This window comes from Psychrobacter cibarius (assembly GCF_016107535.1).
In the GTDB taxonomy this organism is placed as follows: domain Bacteria; phylum Pseudomonadota; class Gammaproteobacteria; order Pseudomonadales; family Moraxellaceae; genus Psychrobacter; species Psychrobacter cibarius.
In genome coordinates, this window is the sequence record NZ_JABASQ010000009.1 from 19,432 (window position 1) to 32,703 (window position 13,272).

Genomic DNA, 13,272 nt, shown 5'->3' on the forward strand with positions numbered 1-13,272 from the left:
CTTTTTTATTATTAATTATGAGACAAATTATTCAGTTCACATTGCTCAGCTCACATGGCTCAGTTCAATAAAAAGCGTTTAATACTAAGCCGAGGCTAATGCTTGCGCAAGATCCGCTTTGATATCTTCGATGTGCTCGATACCAATTGATAAACGAACCATATCAGTGCTTACACCTGCATTTTCGAGCTCTTGCTCATTGAGCTGGCGATGCGTGGTCGTCGCTGGATGACAGGCTAGTGATTTGGCATCACCGATATTGACCAAACGAGTAATCAATTGCAGCGCATCGATAAAGCGCGCACCTGCTTCTAGACCACCTTTGACTCCAAAGGTCAAAATAGCAGAAGGCGTGCCTTTCATATATTTTTTGGCAAGCTCATGCTCAGGATGATCCGGTAACCCTGCATATTTCACCCAAGCAACTTTATCATGGTCACGTAGATATTCTGCAACGGCTTGGGCATTCTGTACATGGCGCTCCATACGTAGACTCAATGTCTCCATACCTTGCAAAATACCAAAGGCATTCAATGGGCTAAGTGCCGCGCCAGTATTACGCAGCGGTGCCACACGAGCACGAGCGATAAAGGCTGCTGCACCCACGTCTTTGACAAAGTTCACACCGTGATAACTATGATCTGGCGTATTCAATAAGGGAAAACGCTCAGGATAGTCGCCCCATGCGAATTTACCACTATCGACAATCGCCCCACCAATCGAGGTACCCGTACCACTCATATATTTAGTCAATGAATGAATCACGATATCCGCACCAAACTCAAAAGGACGACATAACGCAGGCGTGGCAACCGTACTATCAATCACCACTGGCACACCATATTCATGTGCGATATCACTCAGCGCTTGAATATCAACGATGTTACCTAATGGATTACCGATACTTTCTGCAAAGACCATCTTAGTCTTATCATCGATCAAATCACGAATCGCCTCAGGATTTTTGTGATCAAAGAAGCGGACTTCGATACCTTGACGCGGCAATGCATGGGCAAACAAATTATAAGTACCGCCGTACAAGGTCGACACAGCAACGATATTATCGCCCGCTTCACAGATGGTTTGGATCGCATAAGTGATGGCTGCCATGCCAGATGCTACTGCAAGGGCACCGATACCGCCTTCGAGCGCCGCGACGCGTTCCTCCAACACGGCATTGGTCGGGTTCATGATACGGGTATAGATATTACCTGCAACTTTTAGATCAAACAAATCAGCACCATGCTGGGTATTATCAAACGCATACGAGCTGGTGTGATAGATAGGCACTGCGACCGCTTTGGTCGTTGGCTCAACGCTATAACCAGCGTGAATCGCCAAGGTCTCAAGACGTTGAGGCGTCGCTGATTTTTGGGCTGTTTGCTGGGCTGCTTGTTCGTCACTCATTATATATTCCTTTATTTCGATAAAAGTTATTAATCAATAAATGACTAATCAACAAATTATTAATTAACAATCTACCACTGAAAATTCAGCTAAAAAACAATTTACCAAATCATAGCAATAAAAAAAGCCAAGTTCATCAAAACTTGGCTTTTTAATTAAAATAACTCTTCAGATATTACTTAACGCTTTGGCTTTTACTGAGATTTCTATTTATAGTAAGCGTTTTCGGTACGGGTATGATCGGTTTCATCAATCACTTGGGTCAGCTCTGGAATTTGTTGTTTCAGCTGCACTTCAACGCCTTGACGTAAGGTCATGTCAACGGCTGAACAGCCTTGGCAACCACCACCAAACTTCAATACCGCAGTCAGCCCAACGCCTTCTTCATCAATCAGTTCAAGCAACTGTACGTCGCCACCATGCGCCGCTAAGCCGGGATTAATCTCTGACTGCAATACGTAGTTGATACGCTCTTCGACACTGGCATCCGCACCCACTTTAGGCACTTTAGAATTTGGTGCACGGAAGGTCAGCTGACCACCAAAACGGTCTTTATTATAATCAATCACCGCATCTTCTAAATAAGGAACTGACGCCGCTTCGATAAAGGCAGAAAAGCTTTCATACGTAAAACGCAGGTCAGCGCTATCCTCTTCGCCCGGTTGGTTATAAGCCATACAGCACTCTGCACGCGGCGTACCTGGATGCTCAACGAAAATACGCACGCCGATACCATCGGTATCCTGCTTGGATAACAAATCTGCTAAGTAGCTTTGGGCTGACTCAGTAATAGTAATATTGCTTTTTGCTACAGTTTGCTCAGTATCTAGCGCTGATTCATAGTCTGCTGACTGGTCTAGTTGGCTCTCAGCTTGGTTGTGCTCACTCATAATATGTCCTATGCGTTATGACACAAACGCTATATCTGTCATGGCTACTGTGTCGTGAATTTAAAATTAGGTAGCGGGTATAAGTTATGCGGGTTATCAATCATTACGGTCTGTTGTCTTAAAATACGGAGTGCCGTTGTTATAACATTTTGCTCAATTTATAGCAGCTATTATAACGTACTCAGACGACAATTCCGACTGCGCTACTGTGAATTAAACCAAAATGCTCACAAATGACTGCTATCGGTTTTATCAATGCTTTATTAACAATGACGAAATAGAGACGACAAATAGCGCTTATCTAATGATTGATATATCCCCTACTATATAAAGACAGCTACCGTGATTATCAAGCACCTAGAACACTAACTAACCACCTACTTTCTTCCGAATGCTACGGCATGTCTAACACTGTGTGAGACCATACAACCAAAGCACTTATCATGCTTGCTATTTTCTAGCGCTAGTTTTAGATCTATTTACAAGGTAAAGTGTATTGTCCTAAATACCTTTTTATAGGTTTACTTATTGATCATTATATTAGGCATTCTTGTTGCCCTTATTATAGTCGTCGCGCTTTTAGTACCGGAGGGTGTTGACTATACCAAAGCTGTAAAAGAAATTATGTCTCGCTATATCAAAATTCATGTAGCGTTGGTATTTTTTCGCAATCCATTACTCCAGTTGATATTCTTTTATATTGACTATAGAGATCGCTTAGATATCGAAGAAAAGAGGATATTCAAGCGTTATTTTATAACGCAATTTTTTAGCATCTTTATATTTATTACTATAATTTTCATTGTTAAACATTACATTTAAGCTAGCAGAAATTTCATATTTTAGTTGAATCAATCTTATGATGACACAAACACTGAATCTAGTAACGACCAAAGACGACGAACAAGTAGCCGTTTGGAAGATTGTGGATAATACAAAAGACGAAACAAAGAGCGATACCCTTACCACCAATACCTTTGTCATAAAATCTCAAAACATATTTTTGACGCACGGCACGTTCTCGGACAAACAAACCTGTTTGAAAATCGCTGAGTATCTAGCCCGCCTCGGTCATCATTGCTACATCATGGAATGGCGCGGTCATGGCGCAAGCTCAATACCCAAAGAAAAATTCAACTTCGAAACGGTTGCAACCTATGACTATGAAGCGACTTTTCGCTATCTTTTTGAGGAATTAAAACTCGATAATCTACATTGCGTCACCCACAGCGGCGGCGGGGTTGGTTTAACGATGTTTTTGATCCAGCATCCCTGCTATATCGATAAAATTAATAGCGCCAGCATGTTTGCCTGCCAAGCTTATGGCGCTGCAATAAATCCGATAAATCATACTAAAATTCTTGTAGCAAAATTATTCACGCGGCTGGTTGGCTATATCCCTGCTAAAAAAATCAAGCTAGGGCCTTTTAATGAAAGCTATCATATGATGAACCAGTGGTACGACTGGAATCTACAAAAAAACTTTAACAGCAGTTTTCTTAAGCAACGTACATTTAATACAGCCAGCATGGATACATTCGCCGCTGATGATGCACCTTTAGACTACCGGCAACAGATGCCAAAAATCACGATACCTATCTATGCTATCAGCGCAAAAGGCGACAATTTCATCTCCCCTACTCGTGGTTGTCAGCTGTTTTTTGAACCCTTTAAAAACCCTGCCAATATTTTTCGAGAATACTCGCTCAGCCATGGGGATTTGGATGATTATACGCACAGCCGCATTATGATCAGTCGCAATGCGGCGACAGAGATTTGGCCAACAGTTACCGCGTGGATTGAGCAGCACGCCTGTTAAAATAGCGGTGCGGTTGTAGCCTAACTACAACATGGTACGGACTATAACCAAAAACCGCACACCTCTAAACATCTTTATACTTGTCAGCGAGTGACAGGCTGTGTCAGTATTGGCGTCATTACTTTTTACTCAATAAATTTTAACCAATGAAATATTCGTAGTAGGAAAGTGGCGTATATGAGCGAATCATCAGAGCAAAGTTCAGCTAAAGACAATAAACACTATCGTTATTTGGTTTTTATCGGGCGTTTCCAGCCCTTCCATCGTGGACATAAAGCGGTCATCGACGAAGCATTGAAGCGTGCTGATAATGTCATTATGTTGATCGGCTCTGCTAACTTACCGCGTAGTTTACGCAATCCATTCAGCGTCGCTGAGCGTGCTGCCATGATTAAAGGCGCATATTCAGCAGCAGAAGCAGCACGTATTCACTGCGTTGCTCTAGATGATGCACTCTACAACGACACACGCTGGCTACAGTACGTGCAAGCAGGCGTGAAGTCTATCACTGGTGATTTGCAAACTGATATCGGCTTGATTGGTCATTCCAAAGACAGCTCCTCGTATTATTTATCGCTATTCCCCAACTGGGCGTCCGTCTCAGTACCGAGCTATCACAACCTATCCGCTACCCCGATTCGCGATAGCTATCTAATGGGTGCGACCCCGACTCCTGAACGCACGCCTGAGTCGACGCGCAAGGTTCTAAATGACTTCAAAAAGACAGACGAATATCAAAATCTGCACGAAGAAGCCGACTTTATTGATAAATATAAAAGACAGTGGGAATCAGCGCCTTATCCACCAACTTTTATGACAGCAGATGCTCTGATTGTCCAGTCAGGACATATTCTATTGGTTGAGCGCCGCAGCATGCCAGGGCGCGGACTGTGGGCATTACCAGGCGGATTTTTAAATCCAAAAGAGACCTTATTCGATGCCTGTATCCGTGAGCTACGTGAGGAGACTCGCCTAAAAGTCCCTGAACCAGTATTGCGCGGCTCTTGTCATAGTCAGCATACCTTTGATGACCCATATCGCTCAGCACGTGGTCGTACAATTACTCAAGCCTTTTATTTTCAGCTTAAAAATGACCCAAAAGGCTTGCCAAAAGTAAAAGGCGGCGACGATGCAGCCACGGCTTTTTGGCTACCACTCGCTGAGCTTGACGCTACCATGATGTTTGAAGACCATTATGCAATTATTACTAAAATGGTTGGTTTGTAGGTTTTATCAGACGATTATCCGATTTTTCATTAACAATTTTCCACGCCCAAGCTGATAGACAGCAAGGGCTAACTGCCGTAACTGTTCTTTCATTAACGCAGCTACGGCAACTCAAAGCAGAGGAGTTCTGTGATGTATACCAGCAATTTAAATAATTTAATTCTAAATAGTGACAGCTACAAAACCTCACATTGGGTGCAATACCCAAAAGGTAGTGAGTATCTGTCCAGCTACATTGAGGCGCGTAAAGGTGACTACGATGTGGTGTTCTTTGGCTTGCAAGCCTTTATTAAAGAATATCTAAGCACGCCAATCACTCATCAAGACATTGATGAAGCCGAAATGGTCATTCAAGCACATGGTTTGACCTTTAACCGTGCTGGCTGGGAGCGTTTGGTTGATAAACATGGCGGCTACATGCCACTGCGCATCGAAGCCATACCTGAGGGTAGCATCGTGCCAGTATCCAATGTAGTCTGCCAAGTTATCAATACCGATCCTGAGTTTTATTGGCTGCCAAGCTATATCGAAACGGCGCTACTCCGTGCCATTTGGTATCCATCAACCGTCGCTAGTGTCTCGCATTATTGCAAAGGCATTATTCGTCAGGCGTTAGAAAAATCAGCAGACAATACCGAATCGCTCACTTTTCGTTTGCACGATTTCGGCTCGCGCGGGGCATCTAGTCAAGAGTCTGTCGCGCTCGGCAGCCTAGCGCATTTAGTGAACTTTGCTGGAACCGATTCGATGACGGCGTTAGTCGCTGCCAGCCGCTGGTACCACATGGATAAAGACATGCCCGCGTTTTCTATTCCTGCCGCTGAGCATAGCACCATGACCGCGTGGGGTCGTGACGGCGAAACCGCTGCTTTTGCCAATATGATTGAGCAGTTTGGCGGCGTAGGTAAAAGCTTCTCAGTGGTCTCTGACAGCTATGACTTATGGAACGCCATTGATAATATTTGGGGCGGCAGCCTGAAAGACGACGTCAAAAACATGGGCGGCACCTTAGTCATCCGACCCGATAGTGGTGAGCCTGCCAAAGTGGTTCGCGAAGCCTTAGAGCGCTTGGCAGTAAAATTTGGAACGACGATTAATAGTAAAGGTTATAAAGTGCTGCCTGATTATGTACGTGTCATCCAAGGGGATGGTATCAGCCCACAAAGCTTAACTAAGATCATTGAGGTGATCATGAAAGCAGGCTTTAGCGCAGATAACGTGACCTTTGGTATGGGCGGTGGTCTATTACAACAAGTCAACCGCGACACCATGAGCTGGGCGATGAAAGCCAGCGCTATCTCTATCGATGGCACATGGACAGACATCTATAAAGACCCGATTACCAGCCGCTCAAAACGCTCAAAGAAGGGACGTTTGGCGCTGGTCAAAAACAGCAATGGACAGCTAAAAACCATCAAGGCTGAAGACCTAGCTGCAGACGCAGATAACCTACTGCGTGATATTTATGTCGATGGTAAATTATTAATTGAAGACAATCTCACCACTATTCGGAAGCGTGCAGGATGGTAGCAATATGATAAATAGCAATAAAATCGCCTCGGTGGCAAGAGATGTACTGCTTGCTCCTATTTATCTTTATCAAGGGCGCAAAATTAAGCGTGATACGGTACGTCTACCTGAGCCAAATGGCGAAAGGCACGGGCGAGTTCAATTAAATGACGCGATTGAGTCGCTAAAAGAAGCGCACAAGCGGACATTAAACCTAATGGTCGTTGGCGATTCGGCGGCGGCTGGCGTCGGTAGTGAGACGCAGCAAGAGGCGCTTGTCGGTAACTTAATTCCTGTTTTGACGCAGCAGTCCGCTATTCAAAATCAGTTTGATATACTGAACTGGTCATTGCAAGCGACGACGGGGCATACCAGCTTTGATATCTTGCGTAGGCTTTATGTTCTAACCGCGCCTAGCCAGCCTGTTGATGTGATGGTGCTGAGTGTCGGCGTTAACGACACCACATCCAAAGTCTCGGTGGATAAATGGCAACAGCAAATTGAAAGTATTATCGCTATCGCTCAGCGTAAATTTGGCGTGCGAGAGTTGATTTTTTTAAGCCTGCCGCCGATGGCACAAATGCCTGCGATACCTGCCCCGCTAAGTAACTTTGTGGGTGCTAAAGCCTCTATCCTTGATAACACGTTGCAGCAAGTTTGCGCCGCTCATGATAGTGTTACCTACATGGCCACTGACTTTCCAAGAATGATAGCAGAGCATTCGAACGGTACTCCAATCGATATCAAAGTGATGTTTGCCAGTGACGGTTTTCATCCTAGCAGCCTCATGTATGGCTATTGGGCGCAGCAATTGTCAGAGTTGATTATACAGTTACTGAATCCTTCCCTTTCCGATGCTGAGTTGACTGATTAAAAACCATTGAGGCGTTACTTCTAAAAATCTAAACAAAAAAAACCGCTGAATAGTCAGCGGTTTTTTTATGTTCTTAATACTATAGCTGTGCATGTTTGAGAAAACACATGCTCAAAATAATATCACGCAATACGTGTGAATTATTCTGCAGCGTCAGTATCAGCAGCTTTCTTACGGCCACCAAATGCACCAAAGCGTTTGTTGAAGCTAGCAACACGGCCTTCAGTAGAAGTTTTGCGTTGTTCGCCAGTATAGAATGGATGCGACGCACTTGAGATATCAAGCGGGTAGTATGGATATTCTGACCCTTCGTATTCACGAGTGGTTTTGGTTTTAACGGTTGAACGAGTTAAGAAAAAAACGTCAGCGTTAGTGTCATGGAATAAAACTTCTTGGTAATTAGGATGGATATCTTTACGCATAATAAACTCTCTATGTCCGATGTATGTATAGCACTCTTGAACACCATCTTAGACGATGTGTCAAGCAAGTCATGACATACGTAACTGAGGCACTAAGGGACATTGATAAGTATGGCAGCTGCGTCACTGGCTTATTCCAGCACCCAACACCATTCCTCTGCTCACTTAGCCTTTCCCCAGCGGGAAAATCAAAACGCGATTTTAACGGTTTTTACCGCTAGACGCAAGCAGCAGTTGTGAGTGATATATGTGCTAAGTTGTCACCAAGATCTCTATTTTGTTGAGAAGTATACGCTATATTAGTATAATAATATTTTAGTTTAAATAATCAATATATATTTTATGTTTAGATTTAGTTGATAATTATTTTTGATATTCATCATTTGTTAATAATGATGGATACCGTCTTATTTCGCCTCATTAATCAAGCACCCACTATTTATAAACACTCACTAAGGACAATATAATGATAAATACTGTTATGAAGAATAGCGCAAAAGCCCTGCTTATCAGCTCAGCACTGGCACTCACTACTGTTGCAGGTGCGGCATTGCCTAGTCAATGGCAATTAGACGACTCGCACACCCGTGTGGGATTTTCTGTCAATCATTTAGGGTTTTCGACCACCATGGGTCATTTTAACGACGTCAAAGGGGTCGTTAATTACGATGTTAAAGCACCCAGTAAAACCAATATGAGCTTCACCATTGCAACCGATAGCATTGACACCAATTGGAATGCACGTGATGAGCATTTAAAAAAGGCTGAATTTTTTAACGTCACTAAATATCCAACCATGACCTTTAAATCAACCAGCGTAAAATTTATAAATCCGCAACAAGCCAAGGTCACAGGTGACTTTACTATGCTGGGTCAAACCAAACCATTAACTTTGGATGTGACTTTGAATAAAATCGCCAACAGCCCTCTTACCAAAGAGCCAGTTATTGGCTTCCGTGCAACGGGTAATATTGATCGCGCAGCCTATGGTATGACAGCTTTCGCAGATGGCATTACCACCAATGTCCCGATCCAAATCGATGGTGAGTTGATAGAGAAAAAAGCGCAAACCAACAAAAAATCTAAATAAGTCTAATTTTTAGCCAAGCACAAATCGCTACTTCCTCTACATACTCTAAAAAAAAGCAGCCATCATAGTGGCTGCTTTTTTGACAATAATGAATCAACTCACTCGACATTTATATATTCAATAAATCGCATAAATACTTTCCATTTGCTTGTTAACCTCAGTTTTTATTGTTATATTCATATATACGGATTTACGAATATAAAACATAACGCTGAGGGAGCAGAAAGATGGATACAGTACAGGTAGACTTTACCGAGATAAATACTGAATGGGATAAAAACATCGCTGATTATCACTTTGATATTTATCACTTATCTGGTTGGATTGCTGCGTCAGCTATTGTCGATAAAGGCACTCCTCAAGGAGTGATTGCCACTTATAACAATAAAAAGATCTTTTTGCCTCTCATTATAAGAGAACTCGACTCAGAGCATTGGGATGCGACTTCTACTTATGGTTACGGCGGTCCTGTCATGGATAAGTCTCTCACTGATGCCGAATTAGACATAATATTGGCAGAAGTAAGGGGTTTTCTCTTAGCAAAAGGCTGTGTGTCTTTATTCATGCGACTGCATCCAATCATCAATAAAGAATGGCTACCAACGGTCGGCAAAGCACTCACTCATGGATTGACATTGATGTCTGACTTGAGTAAATCTGAAGAGGAGCACTGGAGCGAGACTCAAAATCGTCATCGTAGAGGCATTAAAAAAGCCTTAAAAATGGATGTCGTGACAAAAATTGAGCGTTTAACCAGAGAGAATGCAGTGATGTTTTCCAATATTTACAAAGAAACGATGGCGCAGGTGAAGGCAGATCAGTACTACTTCTTTGATGATGATTACTTCTTTAATTTGCTCGAAAATCTGCAAGACAGAATACTACTGATAACTGCCTATCAGGATAATAAAGCCATTGGCTCCTCTATCTACACAATCTGCAAAGAATCGGGCATTATGCAGTTTCATCTCGGAGGCACGCTCAACGCCTATACCCATCTACAACCTTCCAAACTCATTACCCATGTGGCTCGTGATTGGGGCAGAACCAATCATTATAAATTACTCCATCTTGGCGGCGGCGTAGGCTCTAATCTAGATTCTTTGTATGAGTATAAAAAAGGGTTTAGCTCACAAGAGTTATTATTCAAAACTTATAGACTCGTCGTTAATCCAGCAAAATACGAAGCATTAGTCGCTGATAGCTGGTTCACCGAAAATGATTTACGCTCCGACTTTTTCCCTTTATATAGAAAAGAGCCTACTAAAGAACGTATCTTGGAGACTGAACAAGCTGAAGCTTTGGCAGATATTTGATCGCGTTATTTTACGATTCTAATCAGTCAAGCCAATAAAAAAGCAGCCATTACGATGGCTGCTTTTTTGATGCTAATTGTCTTTCATTTCGGTAGACAACGGGCTTACTTTACTTGGTTTTGACGATATGCCAAACGCCCAGTTTATTGTCGCCATTTTTATCGCCCACCTTTGTATCATTAGCATAGAAATATAACGGTTTACCATTTACCGCCCATTGATACTTGCCATCTTCGCGTTGAAATGCTGCAAACTGCCCTGACGCTTTGGCATTACTCGGTGCCATAAATGCGGGCCAAGCAATTAGACAGGCACTACCACACTCTGATTTGTTCATCCCATCTTTGTCAAAGGTATATAAGGTCATGTGATTGCTTGCATCGACTAACATGCCGTTTTTACTCGCGACTGGCGCGGTATTTTTATTGGTGGCTTGTACATCATGCATGCCAGAATCATCATTGCCGAATACATTGTTTAACGTAGTACAACCAGTAAGCGTTAAAACACCAGTGAGAGCCGATAATATAAGCATACGTTTCATAATAACTTCCTTGTCATTTTGATTGTGATTGTGATTATGATCATAAATTTCTATTTGGATTTTTCTCATCGTCAGACTATTTAAGCAGCAAAAAAACCTATCGCTGACTTCAAGCAGTTTTAATATAGCATATGCAACAGCGCAGTCGTTTCTATCCCTATATAAATTTACAAAAGCTTATGTATTTGCAAATTGGGTAAACTGGCATAGCCATTGCTATCAAGCGCCATAGCCATTCATTGACAAAACTCACCTATCTACTTACGTATTTGTCATCATATTGGTTGTCATTTTTCGTAGAATACCCTATACATATTAAGAATTACTACACAATGACAAATATGACTCTTGCGGCTTTATATGCATATTGAACTTGACGTCCTTTGCACGCATATCAATAGTTATAAACGGCTTAGAACAACATCCATTAGGACAAATTTTTTAAAATAAGATTTTAGAATAAAACATTTAACAAATACACCGAGCATGACCTGCTGTAACTGCTATTAAGGATATGACAACGACAATGACTCACTCTTTCATTAAAAACCCAGTGAAAAACCAAGCGCACTCTGCCAAACGCGTCGGTATTCTTGGTGGTGGTACGGCAGGAGCAACCATTGCTATTCGCCTTGCGGCATTAGGGCTTGAAACTTATGTATTTGAAAAAAACAAATCGCTGATTGATGGTCCACCGATGTGTCACTTGCATGCTGGCGGCAATCTATACCGCGAAATTCCTGATGAAGATTGTGTGGCTCTCCTCAAACAATGTATCGATATATTGCGCCTTTATCCTTATACCATCGATGTTCGCCCAACAGTATTTGCCGTACCAACTCGCGATGAAGGCTTGCCAGAAGATTTGCTACCACGCCTTGATATCTTGACTGACGCTTATCGTGAGCTTATCGCCGAAGATGCTAATAATAAAGTACTTGGCGAACCTGAAAACTACTATCAGCTCTATAGCCATGAGCAACTGATTGCTTTGTCTGAGCGCGAGCAGGTCGCGGTGCCGAGTACGGTTGACGAATGGATGATACCAGTTGCTAAGTATTTGGATTTAAATAAGGTTAAATTTCCGCTGATTGTCGTACAAGAGTATGGCTGGAATATTTTCCGTTTGGCAGCTTCTGCACAAGTGGCTTTAGAAGGCTATGAGCACGCGCATGTCTTTACCGATACACAAGTGAAACAGGTCATGCCTGTGGATTGTGAAAACTGCTCAAATGCTGACCATCATGTGACCAGATGGCGCATTGATTATCAGCAAGCAGCGAGCTCTGATACTGATACTGATACTGATACTAAAACGGATTCTATCGAAGTTGATTACTTAATCAACGCTTGTGGTTTTCGTACCGGTATCATCGATGATATGGTCGGTGTCAAAGTCACGCGTATGGTCGAGTTTAAATCCTCTTATATTACTCATTGGGACGATACGGGCGGACAAATACCAGAAATTATCGTTTACGGTGAGCGCGGCACCCCTGAAGGCATGGCGCAGTTAACGCCTTATCCTAATGGTTATTTTCAAATACATGGCATGAGTAAATTTATCACCTTATTTGATGATGGCTTGGTCGCCTCTAACAAAAATAGCGCCCAACCGAAATTGCCGTCGCAATACTTGCACTATATCGAAGACGGCTGGGATAAAGCGCCGCTGCAAGCGCGCAGCCAGCAAGCGATTGATTACGTGGCTGAATTTGTACCGACCTTTCATAGCGCGCGTACGGTTGGCAATGCGCTATACGGCGGCCAGCAAATACCTGGACAAGACGATACGCTGCGCGTTGCCGATGTCAGCTTATATGCCAATATTCGCTATGCGCGGGCAGAAAACGTCAAAGCATCCTCGACTTTGATTGCTGCCGATCAAATCGTTGATGAATTGACTGAACTTGGCTTAATCGATCATGACACGCCAGCCAACCGCAATCGTTATGCTCATAATTGGGCGTATTTGACAAAACACGATAGCATGGCGATTGATAAAGTCGCGCGTACACTGGCTGAGCAACGAGGCTTTCCATTAGCAATGGCTGATGTGAATCACGGTATTGGCGAGACAACTTTAAAGGGTTTCAACACGGCTAATGATGCAAGTGCTACTGAGATATAAAAAGCGTTCTATTAAAAATTGAACAAAAAAAGGAGAGAATGGC

At 42.8% G+C, this 13,272-nt stretch carries 11 protein-coding genes; 7 read left to right on the forward strand and 4 right to left on the reverse strand.

Annotated elements, in window-relative coordinates; genetic code table 11:
- Positions 1-84: 84 nt before the first annotated feature.
- Together JFC08_RS07325 and nfuA are read right to left on the reverse strand one after the other, a co-directional pair.
- Complete coding sequence (locus JFC08_RS07325; protein WP_060491886.1) at positions 85-1,407, reverse strand: O-acetylhomoserine aminocarboxypropyltransferase/cysteine synthase family protein; 1,323 nt, start codon at positions 1,405-1,407, stop codon at positions 85-87.
- 206 nt (positions 1,408-1,613) lie between these two features.
- A complete protein-coding gene (gene nfuA, locus JFC08_RS07330) occupies positions 1,614-2,297 on the reverse strand; it encodes a Fe-S biogenesis protein NfuA (RefSeq protein WP_198330258.1) in 684 nt (227 codons plus the stop codon).
- A gap of 859 nt (positions 2,298-3,156) precedes the next feature.
- On the opposite strand from nfuA, the gene JFC08_RS07335 reads away from it, so the two are divergent.
- From JFC08_RS07335 to JFC08_RS07350, 4 genes are all read left to right on the forward strand, one after another.
- Positions 3,157-4,116, forward strand: a complete 960-nt coding sequence (locus JFC08_RS07335) for an alpha/beta fold hydrolase (protein ID WP_198330259.1) — start codon at positions 3,157-3,159, stop codon at positions 4,114-4,116.
- 177 nt (positions 4,117-4,293) lie between these two features.
- A complete protein-coding gene (locus tag JFC08_RS07340) occupies positions 4,294-5,343 on the forward strand; it encodes a bifunctional nicotinamide-nucleotide adenylyltransferase/Nudix hydroxylase (protein WP_193008924.1) in 1,050 nt (349 codons plus the stop codon).
- Between the two features lie 132 nt (positions 5,344-5,475).
- Complete coding sequence (locus JFC08_RS07345; RefSeq protein WP_198330260.1) at positions 5,476-6,873, forward strand: nicotinate phosphoribosyltransferase; 1,398 nt, start codon at positions 5,476-5,478, stop codon at positions 6,871-6,873.
- A 4-nt stretch (positions 6,874-6,877) separates the two neighbouring features.
- A complete protein-coding gene (locus JFC08_RS07350) occupies positions 6,878-7,726 on the forward strand; it encodes an SGNH/GDSL hydrolase family protein (RefSeq protein ID WP_198330261.1) in 849 nt (282 codons plus the stop codon).
- Between the two features lie 140 nt (positions 7,727-7,866).
- Here JFC08_RS07350 and JFC08_RS07355 read toward each other — a convergent pair whose 3' ends face one another.
- Positions 7,867-8,148, reverse strand: a complete 282-nt coding sequence (locus JFC08_RS07355) for a type B 50S ribosomal protein L31 (RefSeq protein ID WP_011281173.1) — start codon at positions 8,146-8,148, stop codon at positions 7,867-7,869.
- A 466-nt stretch (positions 8,149-8,614) separates the two neighbouring features.
- Here JFC08_RS07355 and JFC08_RS07360 point away from each other — a divergent pair, with 466 nt between their 5' ends.
- Positions 8,615-9,238, forward strand: coding sequence for a YceI family protein (locus JFC08_RS07360; protein WP_198330262.1), 624 nt, complete (start codon positions 8,615-8,617; stop codon positions 9,236-9,238).
- Positions 9,239-9,465: 227 nt separating this feature from the next.
- Positions 9,466-10,554 (forward strand): peptidoglycan bridge formation glycyltransferase FemA/FemB family protein, encoded by a 1,089-nt coding sequence (locus JFC08_RS07365; protein WP_198330263.1) that lies wholly within the window; start codon positions 9,466-9,468, stop codon positions 10,552-10,554.
- A 109-nt stretch (positions 10,555-10,663) separates the two neighbouring features.
- Here the strand turns inward: JFC08_RS07365 and JFC08_RS07370 are convergent, their stop codons facing one another.
- A complete protein-coding gene (locus tag JFC08_RS07370; RefSeq protein WP_198330264.1) occupies positions 10,664-11,098 on the reverse strand; it encodes a COG4315 family predicted lipoprotein in 435 nt (144 codons plus the stop codon).
- A gap of 526 nt (positions 11,099-11,624) precedes the next feature.
- On the opposite strand from JFC08_RS07370, the gene JFC08_RS07375 reads away from it, so the two are divergent.
- The gene (locus JFC08_RS07375) at positions 11,625-13,229 is read left to right on the forward strand and encodes an FAD-dependent oxidoreductase (protein ID WP_198330265.1); all 1,605 of its coding nucleotides are present in this window, start codon (positions 11,625-11,627) and stop codon (positions 13,227-13,229) included.
- Positions 13,230-13,272 lie beyond the last annotated feature (43 nt).